Source organism: Beijerinckia indica subsp. indica ATCC 9039 (assembly GCF_000019845.1).
GTDB classification, from domain to species: Bacteria; Pseudomonadota; Alphaproteobacteria; order Rhizobiales; family Beijerinckiaceae; genus Beijerinckia; species Beijerinckia indica.
This window is the reverse complement of the sequence record NC_010581.1, coordinates 1246760-1262622: the sequence shown is the minus strand read 5'-3', so window position 1 is coordinate 1262622 and position 15863 is coordinate 1246760. Positions and strand designations below refer to the sequence as shown.

Genomic DNA, 15863 nt, shown 5'->3' with positions numbered 1-15863 from the left:
CACTTTCAAACAAAGCCGATCGCCGAAAGGATCAGGTCGATCGTTTTGATACCGATGAAGGGAGCGACAAGGCCACCCGCGCCATAGAGAAGAAGATTGCGGGCCAGCAACCGGCCAGCGCCAATGGCGCGATAGCGGACACCCCTCAGGGCCAGCGGAATCAGCATGACGATGATGATCGCATTGAAAATCACGGCGGAGAGGATCGCGCTTTGAGGACTTGCGAGCCCCATGATGTTCAAGCTACCGAGCGCCGGCAGGGACACCACGAACATGGCCGGAATGATCGCGAAATATTTCGCGACATCATTGGCGATGGAAAAGGTCGTCAGTGCGCCGCGTGTGATGAGAAGCTGTTTGCCGACTTCCACGATCTCGATGATCTTGGTCGGATCACTGTCGAGATCGACCATATTGCCAGCTTCCCGGGCGGCTTGCGCGCCAGTCTGCATGGCGACACCGACATCGGCCTGGGCCAGAGCTGGGGCATCATTGGCACCGTCACCACACATGGCAACGAGGCGTCCCTTGCCCTGTTCGGCATTGATCATCCGCAATTTATCCTCGGGCGTGGCCTCGGCAAGAAAATCATCGACACCAGATTCCGAAGCGATGGCGGCGGCTGTGATCGGATTATCACCCGTGATCATGACCGTGCGCACACCCATGCGGCGCAGGTCGGCAAAGCGTTCCTTGACGCCCGGTTTGACGACATCCTTGAGGTGGATCACCCCCACCAGTTTGCCATTCTCGGCGACAGCGAGCGGCGTGCCGCCTGAACGGGCGATCCGCTCCACCGATGCCCTGAAGGCCGTTGGCAGCATCGTTTCATCGAGATGGAGATCCTTGAGGACGGCGTCCACCGCGCCCTTGCGCCAGACCTGCCCTTCGGCCTCGAGGCCGGACTGGCGGGTATGTGCGCTAAAAGCGATCGCCTTGGCGCCGACGGGCATTTCGGCTGTGACGCCTTGCTGGCCTGCCAAAGTGATGATCGAGCGGCCTTCCGGCGTCTCATCCGCCAAGGACGCCATCAGGGCCGCGCGCATCGCCACCTCCGCGCGAAGGCCGGGCGTTGGAATCACCTCCGTCGCCATGCGATTGCCAAAGGTAATGGTGCCGGTCTTGTCGAGCAGAAGCGTGTCGATGTCACCGGCCGCTTCCACGGCACGCCCGGAGGTTGCGAGAACATTGACCTTGAGCAGGCGGTCCATGCCGGCAATGCCCACCGCGCTGAGCAAGCCGCCAATGGTCGTGGGGATCAGCGTCACGAAAAGCGCGCCCAGCACGACGGGGTTGAGATCGACCCCGGAATAATGACCAAGACCGACCAAGCTTACCACGGCGATGAGGAAGATCAGCGTCAAACCAGCCAAAAGCACGGCCAGCGCGATCTCGTTCGGCGTCTTGCGCCGGTCCGCGCCTTCGACCATGGCGATCATGCGGTCGAGAAAAGTGGACCCAGGCTGCGAGGTGATCCTCACCTTGATCCAGTCCGATATGACCGTCGTGCCACCCGTCACGGCGGAGCGATCGCCACCGCTTTCGCGGATCACCGGCGCCGACTCGCCCGTAATGGCAGCTTCATTCACCGAAGCGACACCCTCAATGATTTCGCCATCCGCTGGAATGACATCGCCCGCCTCGACCAAAACGATGGCACCGGGCAATAGTTCATTCACCGGGAGCGGTACGATGAAACCCTTCGCCTCATCGACGATGACTTTCGCGATCGTCGTCACGCGCGTGGCGCGAAGCGCATCGGCCTGCGCCTTGCCACGCCCTTCGGCGACGGCTTCCGCAAAATTCGCGAAAAGCACGGTCGCCCAGAGCCAGAGGGCGATCTGGAGAATGAAGACGGCGGATGTTCCGGCACTGATCGCGGCAACAGCCGAGACGGTCGAGAGAAAGGCAACAATCTCGGTCGTCAGGATCACCGGATTGCCCGTTAGGGCACGCGGATCGAGCTTGCGGAAGGCATCGAGGGCGGCACGGCTAAAATTGAGAGGGTGCTTTGGCACAGCGTGGCTCAAAGCGTGACTCGAGGAAAGCATTGGATTCAATCCTTGTAACCATTAGCGGGCGAGCGCCTGAAGCACCTGGAAGTGCTCGACGATCGGGCCAAGCGCGAGGGCCGGAAAGAATTGCAGGCCTCCCAGGATCAAGATCACCCCAATCAAGAGGCCAATGAACAGCGGCCCGTCTGTCGGGAACGTGCCAGCGGTGACGGTGAGTTTCGGCTTGGCCGCAAGGGAGCCCGCAATGGCGAGGACCGGGATCACATAGCCGAAACGGCCGAGCAGCATGGCAATGCCGAGCGTCGTATTCCACCATGGCGTGTTGGCTGAAAAACCGGCGAAAGCGGAACCATTATTCCCCGTTGCCGAGGAATAGGCATAGAGGATTTCCGACAAGCCATGCGCGCCGGTATTGGCAAGCCCCTCGAGCGCTACGGGCAGCACAGCAGCCGCGGCCGAGAAGCCCAGGATCGCTAAGGGCAGGATCAGAACCGCCAGCATGGCATATTTGACTTCACGCGCTTCCACCTTCTTGCCAAGATATTCCGGTGTGCGCCCGACCATCAGCCCGGCCACGAAGACAGCGATCAGCGCCAGCACGATCATGCCATAAAGGCCGGAGCCGACACCGCCCGGCAGGATTTCGCCGAGCTGGATCATGAACATCGCCATACCGCCGCCAAGCGGCATGAAACTGTCAAACATGGCATTGACACCGCCATCGGAGGCGCCAGTTGTCGCCGCTGTCCAGATCGCTGTCGCGGGGGCACCAAAACGGACCTCCTTGCCCTCCATGTTCACGCTCGCTTCGGCTTGCGCGCCAACAAGGGCCGGGGCTGGACGCGTTTCGGTCCAGTAAATGACGGAAGCAGCGACGGCCACAAAGATTGCCATGACCGTGATCAAGGCGCGCGCATCCCGGCGGGCACTCACCAGGCGGCCAAACGCGACCACACAGGCAAAGCCCAGCACATTCATCTCCACGATCTCGATCAGATTGGTGAGTGGATTGGGATTTTCGAACGGGTGGGCGGAATTGGCATTGAAAATACCACCGCCATTGGTGCCCAGTTGCTTGATGGCTTCCTGGCTGGCTGTCGGAAACAGCGCAATCGTCTGCTGCACGCCTTCCAGCGTGGTGGCGGTGACATGGGCCGACAAAGTCTGGGGCTCGCCAAGCGCCACGAAGACCAAAGCGATCACGATCGATAAAGGCAACAGCAGGTAGAGACTGACCCGGGTGAGATCGACCCAGAAATTGCCGAGTCCCTCTTCCCGGTTGGCGGCAAAGGCGCGTGTCACGGCGGCGGCCACGGCAATACCGGCGGCGGCAGAAAGAAAATTATGCGACGTCAGCCCCGCCATCTGGGAGAAGGCCGAGACCGTGGCCTCGGGAACATAGGACTGCCAATTGGTGTTGGAGACAAAGCTGATGGCCGTATTGAAGGCCAAATGCGGTGGGAGGCCGGCAAAACCCTGCGGGTTCAACGGGAGCCACCCCTGCAATCGCAGAATCGCGTAGAGCAGAATGAAGCTTGCCGCACTGAAGGCCAGCAGCGCCAGAGCATAAGAGGACCAGGTCTGTGACTGCCGGGGATCGATGCCGCAAGCTCGATAGACCAGCCGCTCGACAGGTTTAAGAACAGGATCGAGCCAGGTCTGCTCCCCCTCCCATAATCGCGCCAGAAAGAGACCGAGCGGCCAGCCAAGAGCGACCGTAAGGCCCAGGATGAAGGCGATCTCCGCCCAGCCTTGCCAATTCATGATGATATCCTGTCAGAAGCGATCAGGCCGCAGCAGCGCGGCGACCATGTAGACGGCGATACAAAGCGCGCCGCCCGCCCAAAGCGCATCGATCCACATGGTCAGATATGCCTCAGCAAAACGGTGAACCCACTGAAGAGGACGAAGGCACCTGTGCCAAGCAGAAGAAAAATGAGATCGGCCATAGCTCTATCTCCAGCGTAAAAGCTGAGCGAAACTTATCGGACGGATCAATCAAGGCTCTACACGGATTGATATGAGGGAGCATAAGGATCACATAAAGATCGTGAGCTTGATCTCGTGATCGATGACATAAGGGTCACGTTATTCATCGGACATTCTGCCCCTAATACCGCAACGATCGGTTGGAGCTGAATCGCTGGGAGGCGATCATCATTATTGTCAAGGATATTTCTGGTGACAGTGGCAGCGAGACACATGACACCATCATGTTTTTGATGGTGTTCTCGAGATCAGTGATGTCAGCAATACGGTTCCGTTGAGGATAACATCAGACTGATGCGGCGCTCAGCAAGCTGGCCATTGTTGGCGTATCCGGATGGTAAGAAGAGGACATCAGTCCTGTTGTATGCCCGTAAACGGTTATCCGGCCTCTCACAGACCAGAAAGGCTCGGCTTCATCACCTCGGCCTGGCGCGATCCCTGCTCCCCATCGCCTGAAGGCATAGACACTTCATTAGCCGCCATTTTGGACGGCTGGGGCCTGTATGCGGCGACTATGGTTTTGCCCGCTGTGTAATCTTCCGTTGAAAGATGCCGCGCCACTTCATCGCGCTTGCGACCGGCTTCCTCGTCTCCCTGAGCCGCCGCAATGGCGAACCAGGCATAGGCCTGAACCAGATTGCGCGGCGCGCCGAGCCCCCGGGCGAGCAATATCGCACAATTATACTGGCTGTCGCGCAGGCCATATTCGGCGGCCTTGGTGAACCATTTGACAGAGGCCGCATAATCAGGCGGACCATTTTCGGATTCGGCCGAGAGGACAGCAAGATTATGCATGGCGCGTGTATTGCCCTGCTCCGCCGCCTGGCGATAAAGATCCGTCGCCTTGTGAAGATCGCGGTCTACGCCGAAGCCTTTTTCGTAGAGCAGGCCTAGCCGATATTGCGCCGGGGCGAGACCCTGGTCAGCGGCTTTCCCGTACCAAAAAGCGGCGGCGCGCAGATCCGTCGCCTGGTCATTTCCTTCCGCATGGGCCGTGCCTTCCTGCAAGAGCAAGGCAAGATGATATTGCGCGCCGGCATGGCCGGCTTCACCCAAGCGGAAGAGGCGCAGAATGTCTTCCCGTGTCGAAAAGGCCAGCGCCCCCACTTTATTTATGCTGGATTTGGCTGCGGCAGGGGTTTCGGATGTTTTCTGGGTCGTGGCCGGAATTGTGGCGGCTGGCGCTGAGGACTGCGGCGAGGTTTCCACAAAATTCGCGGTCTTGGCCGGACCGGATTGTTCCGCATGGCCCGCATTGTTCCGCTGATCCATGCTCCCGATGGCATGCACCAATCCATCCAGGACGGCCAGGGAGAAAAGTCCCGCGAGCGAAAACAAGACTAGCCGTCCCCGGACCAAATGGCGGGCGCTTTTGAGCAGACGGATCATCCGATCAAAAGAGGTGGATTGCTCTCGCGAAGGCGGAAGGACCAGTTTGTCCGCACCCTTCGGCACGGATTCCCCTTGCTTCATTCTGGCCTTGGGCCCCGCGATCGCCTCGGATTCACGATCCTTGAAAGTCCCTTTCTTCATTCCGCTGGAGCGCAACAAGAGGGGACGGCCGCTGCCCGGTTCGAGCAATTCATCCTCGACCAGCGTGGGGCCCTTGTTCTCTTGCCTGGCCCGGCGTTCACCTTGAAGGGGAACCGGCCCTGTCTCCGCACGAGGCAAAACTTTCTGGCCTGCCGAGACAGAACCGCGTACCGAGGAGACCCGCTCAGAACGCCAGGGGTCAAGGTCTTCCCGCACCGATCCCGGAGCCTTGTCGAGGGAAATATTAAAAACACTGGCTGTTTCCCCTTGCCCCTCGCTGGCGGGTGCAAAGATCGGCGCCAGCAATGATCCCAGGGACCCGGCCTGTGTCACAGGGCCTCGAGCCAGATGTGTAACGGTTTCAAGATCGGTCAGCCGGCTGGCAAGTCTCTCCAGGCCATCGCGGATCATGACCTCGGTGCGCTCGAACCGTTTTTCGATCTCGTTTTCCAAATCAGCCGGAATCAGAGGTTCCGTGGAGGATGTCTGCCGAAGCTCTTCAATGACCTGACGCGCGGCCGCTTCGGCAGATTGCCGCAACGAGCCCTTGATCACGCCCATCTCGGCGGAAAGCCGCGTAATGGTCATTTCCATGGCCGCCAGAGAGGCGATGATCTTGTCACTTTGGTCGAGGCGATTGTCGATCCGGACGAGTTCGGATTGAAGAACCTCGAACTTCTGTTCGCTCTTGCGCGGATCGGGCAAGGAATCCATTTTGTCGGCCAGCACACGCACCAATTGTTCGAGTTGTTGCGTATGCGGCGCGCTGAGCGTGGCATTGGCGTCGATGCGCGCCGTCAATTGGTGTTTGACGGCCTCGATCTGCCGCGCCAGGGCGGCATATTGCCCGGATGTTTCCGCCTGCGCGATGGCTGTATCGACCCTTTGCCCCAAAACCTCGATCTGGGTCTCGATCTTCTGCAGCGATTCCGCACGGACCGGATCGTTCAACGTCCCTCGCAAGACTTCCAGATCAGCGGCCGGCTTTTGCCGAACCGTATTTTCCGCAAGGCTCGCCATGGCCGTGATGAGTTCGCGAATTTCATGCAATTGCTGCCGCAAGCGCAGTATCGGGGTGGCGTCGCTCTCGGTTTCCCCTAATTTTTCAAACCGTTGGGCAATAGCCTTGATTTCCCGGTCAAGTTCACGCAAGGCCTCCAGCGGCGCGAAAGCACCGAGCCGGCTCGTCAGATCGCTGATTTCCTTGCGAAACCGCCCGATGTCGCCAATGCGTTCCGCCTGGCTCCGCAACAGGCTGTCGCGACGATCCGCTTCCTGCCGCATGGCATCGAGTTGACCAGCGAGTTGACCGACATCATCCCGTAAGTCCGACAAAGAAGCGCTCTGGGCTGCTGAGGCGGTGCTACTCGCGCCCGGTCCTTTTGCCGCGTTCTGCCGATGATCCACGCCGACCCGGCCGCTGGAAGCGAAAGCATGGCCACGACGGCGGGCGAAGGCCAGTAATTCCGATTCAAGTTCGCTCCACAGGCCTTCGAGAGAAGCCTGACCCTCTGGCAATCCGCGACCGGTCTTGAAATCCGCTCCCAAAGTCGTCTCCCGACGCAACTCGTCACTTTGCAACCCATGGCCATCCGAGCGTACCGCCTGCCATTCATCGAACGGAAGAAATCCATCCTCTCCGGAGCAGGAAAGACTGGCGACCATTTCCCATTCCCGGTCACGGCGATTCTCGAGCGCCCGGATCATTCCTCTATTATGCGCGAAAGCCCAAGCCCTCTGAGCCCGTTCTTCCAAGGTTTCGGTTCCTGCCAAAAATGCAGGCCTGCGCGAGACCGCCGCCCCCTTCCCAAGTGGAGCTGTCTGGGCCTTGGCACTACGCGGTAAATCCTGTCCCGAATCCTGTTCCAACGTATTTTCCAGATTTTCGTCAGATGTTCACGCGCGATTTTTTAAGTCGACACTATTCAAAGCTTGTGACCTTCAGGCTGAGTCGGTTTGACGATTTAAAAAAACATTCGCCCCGTCATGGACTTCCACGACCTCGCCCTTCGCTCCAGTTTCAAAGATCGGGGTAAAGACAGCGTTAAGCCCAAAAGATCGCCCTTTCACCATAAGCGGAAAATACAACCAATAACCAATAAATGCGATAAATACACTTTATGGTTGTATTGCGCAATGGATCGCGCTAGCTTGGCCCTGTCTCAATGGTGAAACGAAGGAATATCCATGGACAGGCCCCAATCTTTTGGCGCAGCCAGTTTTTTTGCCAAAGGTACAAAAGAACAACCCAGCGATGCGGAGCAGGATAACCAGCCCCTTCGCAGCATTCGAGAAATGGCGCGTGAATTTGACGTCAGCGTCCGAGCTTTGCGCTTTTACGAAGACCGGGGACTGCTCCACCCGGCCCGGAAAGGGACGGCACGTTTTTACAACGAAACGGACCGACACAATTTGCGCCTGATCCTGAAGGGCAAGCGTCTAGGCTTCACCCTGTCCGAAATCCATGACATGCTGCAAGGACATCCCTCGCAGGCGCGGGGGACCGAGCATCACAAGGCGGAATTGGAATTGAGGCTGCTGCCCGAGCAAATCATTGCGCAGATCTCGCATCTCGAACGCCAACACAATGCGCTCGAGGAAGCTCTCGCAGCTTTGCGCCTCGCCCATCAAAAACTGACGGATCATGCACTGCGAGCGCCGTTCTGAATGCGCCGCGCCTTTAGAGTTTCTTCAAACTCAAACTCTTGCCCTCGGAGGGGTCTTTCAGCCAGGTTCCATCCGGCTGCAGATCAAGATGGGTCACATGACCCTTGCGGGCAGTGAGAGTGATTCTGCCGCGCGCCAATTGCCACGACACTGGATCGAAAACGACCAAGCCATGATCCCGACAGGCCGGCGCGAGAATGGCGCGCTCACCGGCACCGACACTTCCACGATCCAATGTCACCATGCAGCCAGTATCCTTGCCATCCCTCAAAATGGCATAGCGGCCGGGAAGATCCGCCAGCCTGATCGAGCCAATGGAGGCCGGCGTTGCTTTCTGTGTCGCCGCTGCGGCGAATTTTTCAGGAGCATTCGGAGCGAGACTGGTTGAGGATACCGCCTGCGTATCGATCTGGGGTGCGTTCGGCTTGCCGAGCGTCACTTCCGTTAGCGCGTAATTTTCCGCGTCCGGCCCCACGGCTTCGAAACGCCCATCTGCCGTTGAAAAGAAAGTCATAAGTGTTGCCCCGTTTCGATCAGTAAAATCGATGCGGTGACGGGTCATCGGCTGCCAGGCATTGATGCTCGCGACGATCGGCATCGTTTTGCGACACGAAGAGGGTAAGAGAAGAAGAAGACCTTGGTCGGCCATAGGCCTGAGACTCAAAGTTAGACGGCATGTCTGGCGCTCATTGGGCCGGGTTGTAGCGCCTTCACGCACAAGATCCCATTGCCCGCCGAGAGCTGCGAGTTCGGGAGAGAGGTTCGAGCCATAGGACGGATCAAAGCCCCCTCTGGCCCTGCCCTGCCCGGCCGACTGCGCCATGGCATCGCAAGAAAAAATGGAAAAAAGAGCGAGAAGAAGGAAGGAGACCAATCGAACAGCGCCGTGAGGGAACCGGCGGCGGCTAACGTCGATAGCGACGATCATGCGAGGACCATCTCCAAGGCAGGGCGGGAATATCCTCTTATATATCTATTGGCGCCAAGAGCTACAGAAATGCCGCATGCAGGCTTCGGCAGCGAGCAAATCCGGTGGTTTTTTACTTATTGGTGAAAAATCAAGGACGCTGCCTTCGACGATAAGCGGGTCATCGAACACATTCCCATCCGCTCCATCACACAGGCCTAACCTGCCGGACAAAGGCATTAAAGCGGAGAGAGCTTGAGACATTCAAAGCTGATCGTCTCCAATGCTCACTCTGTTCGTTTCAGCGCATAATCCCCAAAAAGTGTTTCACTTCAGAGGTCTGCTCGAGCGCAGGGTATAAGCTGTCCGCGCCGATCAAGCGGAAAACGGCCAGGGCGTTTCCGCCACGGGCGTCAAGGGTCCCCGCCCTTCCGCGAATGAGATCAGATTATCAACCACCAATTGTCCCATGGCATCGCGTGTATAATGCGATGCCGAGCCGACATGTGGCAGCAGAACGACTTGCTCCATATCGATGAGCGCCTGCGGCACTTGCGGCTCAGCGGCAAAGACATCGAGGCCAGCCGAAAGAATGGTCTTGTTCTTCAAGGCTTCGATCAAAGCGTTTTCATCGACGAGAGACCCGCGCGCGACATTGATGAGAACGCCATTGGCCCCCAGCGCGCTCAATACTTCCGCATTGACGGCGTTTGTCGTCTCGTGTGTCGCCGGGGCGATAACCATCAAAATATCGCTTTCCCGTGCCAGTTCGAGCAGGCTCGGATAAAAGCGATAGGGTACGTCGTCCTGTTTTTTTCGGCCGCAATAGGCGATCTCGATATCGAAAGCAGCCGCGCGTTTCGCAATCGCCTTGCCGATCCGGCCAAGACCGAAAATGCCAAGACGGCGTTCCCGTAAGGTCGCCGTCAGGGGAAAAGATCCCTTGAGCCAGTGCCCCGCGCGCAAAAACGTATCAGCTTGCGGAATCTGCCGGATCGTCGCCAGCATCAGGCCGATGGCGAGATCGGCGACTTCATCGTTCAGAACGTCCGGCGTATTTGTCACAACGATATGATGCGCCCCGGCCCAAGCGGCATCAATGATGTCATAGCCGACGCCATAATGGGACACGATCTTGAGATTGGGAAATTGGCTCATGAAGTCGCCATCAATCTTCCCTTTGCCGTAGCACGTCGCCAATCCCTGTACCTTATCCTTGATTTGCCCGATCAAGGCCTGCGGATCAGCCGCTTCCCAAAGCGGATGGACCTTGCAGACATGGGCAAGCCCCTGCACGACTTTGGCCGGCAAGGGAGAGGGCAGAAGGATGTCGAAATCGGGCAAGGTCGGCTCCTGTCAGCGGAAAACATGGCAAGGGTGAAAGGGGTTCGCGAATTTTGGCAGCGCTTCCATAGCTTGTCACGCCATGCGCGAAAAGAGGCCGCCCGGGAAGGAAACAAAATCAACGAGGATTAAACAATTTCGTGATCAGCCACGTGAACGTTCAGCGTTCGGAGGCTTGCGCGCTTTCATGCCAATGCCGGAGCAGAAAACGGGAGAGAAAAGCAAGGCAGCCGAAAATCACAATGCCCGTCAGCGAGATCAAGGCGAGACCCGCAAACATCCGGGGAATATTCAGACGATAACCGGCCTCGGTGATGCGGAAGGCAAGGCCTGCCCCCTTCCCGGCCGCGCCCGCGGCCAATTCCGCCACGATCGCGCCGATCAACGCGAGACCGCCACCGATTTTCAAGCCACCGAGGAAATAGGGTAATCCTGCCGGCCAGCGCAGCCACCAGAGCGTCTGGGCTCGGGATGCCCCGTAAAAGGCAAAGAGATCGACGAGCATCCGGTCGGTTGCGGCGAGGCCCAGTGCCGTATTGGCGAGGATCGGAAAAAAAGCGACGAGAAAGGCGCAGACGAGCACGGCCGTTCCCGCATCCAGATAGATGACGAGCAGAGGCGCCACGGCGACGATCGGCGTGACCTGCAGGATAATGGCGAAAGGCAGGAAACTGCGTTCGGCCCAAGGCCAGCGCGCAAACAAAAGAGCGACGGAAACACCGCCCACGACCGCGGCCAGAAAAGCGCCGAAGGTAATTTGTACGGTGACCCACAGAGCCGGAAACAAAATGGCGCGATCTCTATACAGTGTCTCGATGACCAACGAAGGTGCCGGTAGAATATAAGAAGGGATCGAACGAAAGCGGACGATCGCCTCCCACAGGCCAAGCGACAGGACAAAAACCAGAAAGGGAGGCAGCAACAGCAAGAAGCGGGCGGATTTTCTCATGGGTTCGCCCCTAAGCTCGCCTCATGCAGGGCCTGCGAGACTGTCCGGCAGAACGTCAGGTAATCCTCGCTGAGACGAAAGCGCTCGTCGCGTTCGAGCGGGCTGTCGATCGTGATTTCCTCCGTGATACGGCCAGGAGCCGCCGCCATGACGAGAACGCGGGAGGATAAAAACACGCTTTCATAAATTGAATGCGTGATGAAGACGAGCGTCGTGCCCAAAGTCTCACGCAAATGCAGAAGATCATCATTCAGGCGAAAACGCGTGATCTCGTCGAGAGCTGCAAAAGGCTCGTCGAGCAGCAAGAGAACAGGATCGCGAACAAGAGCCCGAGCGATCGAGACACGCATACGCTGACCGCCTGACAATTGCCGTGGATAAGCATTCGCATGGGCGGCAAGCCCCACCTGCCCGATCACCTGGTCAACCTTCGCGCGGGCTTCGCGTCGGCTCCGCCCCGCCAAGCGTAAAGGGAGAAAAACATTGTCAAAGACATTGGCCCAAGGCATCAGCGCGGGTTCCTGGAAGACGAAACCCATGGAAAAATTCTGATTTTTCGCGCCCTTGCCTCTATCCGCCCGATGATGAGTCAAAGAGCCGGAGGACAGCGTGTCGAGACCGGCAATCAGGCGCAAGATCGTCGACTTGCCACAGCCCGAAGGTCCCAGCAGGGTCAGACATTCCCCTTGGCGGACATCAAAGGAAATATCATTCAAGGCTTGCGTGCCATTACGATAGGTTTTCGAGACCCCACGCAGCGAGACAAGGACCGACGGATTCATGGCGATTTCGGTCGCAAGCCAAGACCCACGCCATGATTCACGAATTGCAGCGTATAGGCCTGTTTGTAGTCGAGCGTCGGTTTGTACAGACCGGCTTGCACCATTTTGTCGAAAAAGCTTTTGACGCGGGCATCACTCATCGTGCCAATACCAAGATGCAAGGCATCACCGGAATCAACAATGCCCCGCTCTTTCAACTGCGCGAGAGAATAGGCTAATTGTTCGTCGCTGATTTCCGGATTGTCCTGTTTGATCAGTGCATTGGCTGCTTTATTGTCACCGTAGATGTAATGATACCAACCGATGATCGAGGCCTCGACGAAACGCCTGACGAGATCCGGTTTCTTGTCGATCAGATCCCGCCGGACTTCAATCGTCGTCGAATAGGAATCATAGCCATAATCGGCAAGCAGAAAGACATTCGGCTTGAAATGGCCTTGCCGTTCGATTTCGAAAGGCTCGGAGGTGACATAGCCTTGCTGGATCGAGCTTTTGTCGGCCAGGAAGGGACCGGAATTGAACAGATAAGGCCGGACATTTTCCTCACGGAAACCATGGGCCGTCCGCAACCATTGATAGAGTGAGGCGAGAGCCTCACGACCGATGAAGGCTTTGGCTTGCGGCAGATCCTCGAAGCGATCTCGCCCCTGCCCGGGATGCGACATCAAGATGACGGGATCTTTCTGAAACAAAGCGGCGACGGCGACGATCGGTACCTGTCCTTCCACCGCATCGAAGGCTTCGATCAGATTGGCGCCAAGATTGAACTCGGCCTTGCCGGCGGCGAGCAGCAATCGATTATTGGCCTGCGGCCCGCCTTGAAGAATTGTGACATCAAGCCCATAGAGCGCATAGGTGCCATCGGCGAGCGCCTCATAAAAGCCGCCATGCTCGGCTTCCGCCAGCCAATTCGTGGCGAAAGTCACCTTGTCACGATGATCCCCTGTCCAAGGCACGGAAGCAGCGGGCGCTGGCGAGGGTGTCTTATCCTCCGCCCGGGATATTCCACCAAGCGCCAGGATCATCGTCGCCGCGAAGACAATCAAACCTTTCACGAACACGGTCCTTTCGTCTTCATCATGGCACCAGACCCGATAGCGGACGCAGCCTCTGCTGCGCGAGAGAAACCCGCTGGCTTTATCCCAAAACCTCTTTTGATGAAATCCATAAACCTCCGCCAGCGATCAAGCTAGCAAGTATCATGCAAATTCAACAGGTAATGGCGCATTTTACTCTCTGTCCGGCCTTAACCTTTGCTGTCCCAAGAGGAGCATGCTGGTTGCTGTGCGGAATGAAATGTCGTTACATGGCGTCCACTGCCGCAATCGTTTCCATGCAAAGCCGACTGGCGCTTTTGCTTGGGATAAAGGCCCCACCTTGATCGAAACCGAAAAGCTCTCGTGAACAACGCCATGCAGCATTCCCCATGAGTTCGCTTCGGACAGCGTTGGAAGCATTACGAAACGCCCCGCGCGTGCGGATTGTAGCGCCGCCGATGGAGAGTCGTATCGCATCGCTTTTCCGGGGTGCCGACCTAGCCGATGCCTATGCCGTCTCGATCCCGAATGATGACATACGCGATATTAATGCCCTTGCTCAGAGCGTTCTAGGCCAGCCGGAGCGCTGGTTCCGGGCGTTACTGAGCTTACGGGACGCAATCATGACATGCTTCGGGGTGAAGACGTCCCGGCAGATCCGCGACCGACAAGAACGCGAAGGCGGCGGGCACATCGACTTCTTCCCCATCCTTTCAGCGTCGGATCATGAAATCGTGGTCGGAGAGGACGACCAACACCTCAATTTCCGGACCTCCCTGATGCTGCGCGGCGGACTCCGCGCGCCAGATCGGGAACTTGTCGTCACCACCATCGTCCATTGCCACAACGGGTTAGGACGCCTCTATCTTTCAGCGATTTCGCCGATCCATCGTCTTGTTGTGCGATCGAGCCTGCGCAAAGCGATGACGAGGGCTCTGTAATCATCACACCATGCTCCTGTCCGCGTCCAGCCTGATGCATCTACAGAAGTATCGCAGCGTATGATGACGCTCGGCTTCGACACGCTCAGAACTCCAAGGCCATGCTGATCGACCATCCCGATCTCGCCCTCGACGTTGTCCTGCCCTATACCGGCAAGGATATCGCAAGGAACCTCAGCGTATTTTCGTGAAAAGGGGGATGGTCATGCACACGGCGATCATCATTGGCGGCGGCATCGTCCTGCTCGGCCTGTTTCTTCTGTTCGGCAAGCTGTGGGGCGGGACAGACCCCAACTATTCGCTTGCCGCCAAGGCGTTTGTGCCGGTCTGGTTTGCCGTTTCGCTCTTGAACCTATGGGTTGGCGTGACGAAGGCCGGCTATCCGTTGGGCGATGAACTGCCGATCCTGGCGATCGTGTTCGTCGTTCCAGCCGCGCTCGCGATCGGCGTGATCTGGCGCCTGGCGCGCTGACAGAGGGGGTATGAGTGCTGCAAAAAGACACGTCGGAGAATCACCACCATCCGCTTTTGCGCCATCGCGACGGCCATCATGCCCGCGTCACCTTCGAGGAATTGTTCTTCGATCTCGTCTATGTCTTCGCCGTCACCCAGCTCAGCCATGAACTGCTGCACAACCTCAGTCTGACAGGCGTCATCCATACGCTGATCCTCTGGTTCGCCGTCTGGCTCGGCTGGCAATATACCTGCTGGGTCACGAACTGGTTCGATCCGGAAACACCACGCATCCGTGGTGTGTTGTTCGTCACGATGCTTCTCGCGCTCGTCATGGCATCGGCGATTGGCGGCGCATTCGACAAGCGCGGCCTCGTCTTCGCGCTCGCTTATGTCGCGATCCAGGTGGGGCGGACCGCCTATATCGTCTTCGAGTTGGGCCGCGATCACCCTCTTTCCGCCAATTACAGGCGCATGCTCGGCTGGCTTCTCATCGCCTCCTGCTTCTGGATCAGTGGCGCCTTCACCGAACACTGGGCGCGTGCGACGCTATGGGCCATCGCTGTTCTTTGCGAATATGTGTCACCGATGTTCGGCTTCGCGCTGCCGGGCCTGGGACGGTCCCGCACGAGCGACTGGACCATCGAAGGCGGACATCTTTCCGAACGCTGCCAGCTTTTCGTCATCGTCGCGCTTGGCGAAACGCTGCTGGCGACTGGCGCCATGCTCGCCGAGGCAGAAGTCTGGAGCGTCCCGATCCTGTCGGCGATGCTCGCGACCTTCGCCGGCACACTTGCCATGTGGTGGCTCTATTTCGGAACATCGAGCAAGGACGCCACCGCGACCATCACGCATTCCAGCGATCCGGGCCGCATCGGCGCCTATTTCCATTACATCCACGCCGTGCTGATCGCCGGCGTCATCGTGACGGCAGTCGGCAACGATCTGGTCATGGCCCATCCGCACGAGCACGGAAAATTGGCGTATGCGCTCATCCTTTCAGCCGGCCCGATGATCTACCTCGTCGGCAGCGCCATCTACAAACAGGTGGTTTACGGCTGTGTCCCGGCCTCGCACATCGTCGGCGTCGTCGCGCTTGCAGCACTTATTCCCATCGCCCTTCAAACCGACCTCCTCGCCGCTGGATGGCTGACCAGCGCATTTATGCTGGCCATCGGTTTCTGGGAAGCGAGCATAAGCCGCGCCCAGATGCAGACTCGGCCCGCCGCACATTGAGGTGCATCAT

12 protein-coding genes are annotated in these 15863 nt (G+C 58.2%); 4 read left to right on the top strand and 8 right to left on the bottom strand.

What is annotated here, in order from left to right; all coding sequences use genetic code 11:
• Window positions 1-5: 5 nt before the first annotated feature.
• The 3 genes from kdpB to BIND_RS05560 all read right to left on the bottom strand — a co-directional run bounded on the left by kdpB (window position 6) and on the right by BIND_RS05560 (window position 7292).
• Window positions 6-2051 carry a potassium-transporting ATPase subunit KdpB gene (kdpB, locus tag BIND_RS05570; RefSeq protein WP_012384096.1) on the bottom strand — a complete coding sequence of 682 codons (2046 nt, stop codon included), beginning with the start codon at window positions 2049-2051 and terminating at the stop codon, window positions 6-8.
• A gap of 21 nt (window positions 2052-2072) precedes the next feature.
• The gene (gene kdpA / locus BIND_RS05565; protein WP_012384095.1) at window positions 2073-3779 is read right to left on the bottom strand and encodes a potassium-transporting ATPase subunit KdpA; all 1707 of its coding nucleotides are present in this window, start codon (window positions 3777-3779) and stop codon (window positions 2073-2075) included.
• Between the two features lie 615 nt (window positions 3780-4394).
• Window positions 4395-7292, bottom strand: coding sequence for an SEL1-like repeat protein (locus BIND_RS05560; protein ID WP_148210566.1), 2898 nt, complete (start codon window positions 7290-7292; stop codon window positions 4395-4397).
• A gap of 540 nt (window positions 7293-7832) precedes the next feature.
• Between BIND_RS05560 and BIND_RS05555 the strand changes: the two genes are divergently transcribed.
• Window positions 7833-8204, top strand: coding sequence for a MerR family transcriptional regulator (locus tag BIND_RS05555; protein WP_244395970.1), 372 nt, complete (start codon window positions 7833-7835; stop codon window positions 8202-8204).
• Window positions 8205-8217: 13 nt separating this feature from the next.
• Here the strand turns inward: BIND_RS05555 and BIND_RS21880 are convergent, their stop codons facing one another.
• The 5 genes from BIND_RS21880 to BIND_RS05530 all read right to left on the bottom strand — a co-directional run bounded on the left by BIND_RS21880 (window position 8218) and on the right by BIND_RS05530 (window position 13241).
• Window positions 8218-9027, bottom strand: a complete 810-nt coding sequence (locus BIND_RS21880) for a protease inhibitor Inh/omp19 family protein (protein ID WP_244395969.1) — start codon at window positions 9025-9027, stop codon at window positions 8218-8220.
• A gap of 459 nt (window positions 9028-9486) precedes the next feature.
• Entirely contained in the window at window positions 9487-10455 is a 969-nt protein-coding gene (locus tag BIND_RS05545; RefSeq protein WP_012384091.1) for a 2-hydroxyacid dehydrogenase, read from the bottom strand.
• A gap of 160 nt (window positions 10456-10615) precedes the next feature.
• A complete protein-coding gene (locus BIND_RS05540) occupies window positions 10616-11404 on the bottom strand; it encodes an ABC transporter permease (protein ID WP_012384090.1) in 789 nt (262 codons plus the stop codon).
• A complete protein-coding gene (locus BIND_RS05535; protein ID WP_012384089.1) occupies window positions 11401-12186 on the bottom strand; it encodes an ABC transporter ATP-binding protein in 786 nt (261 codons plus the stop codon). Before BIND_RS05535 ends, BIND_RS05540 begins: the two co-directional genes overlap by 4 nt.
• Window positions 12183-13241 carry an ABC transporter substrate-binding protein gene (locus BIND_RS05530; protein WP_012384088.1) on the bottom strand — a complete coding sequence of 353 codons (1059 nt, stop codon included), beginning with the start codon at window positions 13239-13241 and terminating at the stop codon, window positions 12183-12185. Before BIND_RS05530 ends, BIND_RS05535 begins: the two co-directional genes overlap by 4 nt.
• Before the next feature lie 371 nt (window positions 13242-13612).
• Here BIND_RS05530 and BIND_RS05525 point away from each other — a divergent pair, with 371 nt between their 5' ends.
• The 3 genes from BIND_RS05525 to BIND_RS05515 all read left to right on the top strand — a co-directional run bounded on the left by BIND_RS05525 (window position 13613) and on the right by BIND_RS05515 (window position 15853).
• Complete coding sequence (locus BIND_RS05525; RefSeq protein WP_148210565.1) at window positions 13613-14164, top strand: DUF2867 domain-containing protein; 552 nt, start codon at window positions 13613-13615, stop codon at window positions 14162-14164.
• 205 nt (window positions 14165-14369) lie between these two features.
• Complete coding sequence (locus tag BIND_RS05520; RefSeq protein WP_012384086.1) at window positions 14370-14636, top strand: hypothetical protein; 267 nt, start codon at window positions 14370-14372, stop codon at window positions 14634-14636.
• Between the two features lie 14 nt (window positions 14637-14650).
• Window positions 14651-15853: a low temperature requirement protein A gene (locus BIND_RS05515; RefSeq protein WP_012384085.1), complete on the top strand. Its 1203-nt coding sequence runs from the start codon at window positions 14651-14653 to the stop codon at window positions 15851-15853.
• Window positions 15854-15863: the final 10 nt, after the last annotated feature.

Coding starts and splice junctions, on each gene's coding strand:
- kdpB (WP_012384096.1), bottom strand. CDS start 2,051: ATGCTTTCCTCGAGTCACGCTTTGAGCCACGCTGTGCCAAAGCACCCT.
- kdpA (WP_012384095.1), bottom strand. CDS start 3,779: ATGAATTGGCAAGGCTGGGCGGAGATCGCCTTCATCCTGGGCCTTACG.
- BIND_RS05555 (WP_244395970.1), top strand. CDS start 7,833: ATGGCGCGTGAATTTGACGTCAGCGTCCGAGCTTTGCGCTTTTACGAA.
- BIND_RS21880 (WP_244395969.1), bottom strand. CDS start 9,027: ATGGCGCAGTCGGCCGGGCAGGGCAGGGCCAGAGGGGGCTTTGATCCG.
- BIND_RS05540 (WP_012384090.1), bottom strand. CDS start 11,404: ATGAGAAAATCCGCCCGCTTCTTGCTGTTGCTGCCTCCCTTTCTGGTT.
- BIND_RS05535 (WP_012384089.1), bottom strand. CDS start 12,186: ATGAATCCGTCGGTCCTTGTCTCGCTGCGTGGGGTCTCGAAAACCTAT.
- BIND_RS05525 (WP_148210565.1), top strand. CDS start 13,613: ATGAGTTCGCTTCGGACAGCGTTGGAAGCATTACGAAACGCCCCGCGC.
- BIND_RS05520 (WP_012384086.1), top strand. CDS start 14,370: ATGCACACGGCGATCATCATTGGCGGCGGCATCGTCCTGCTCGGCCTG.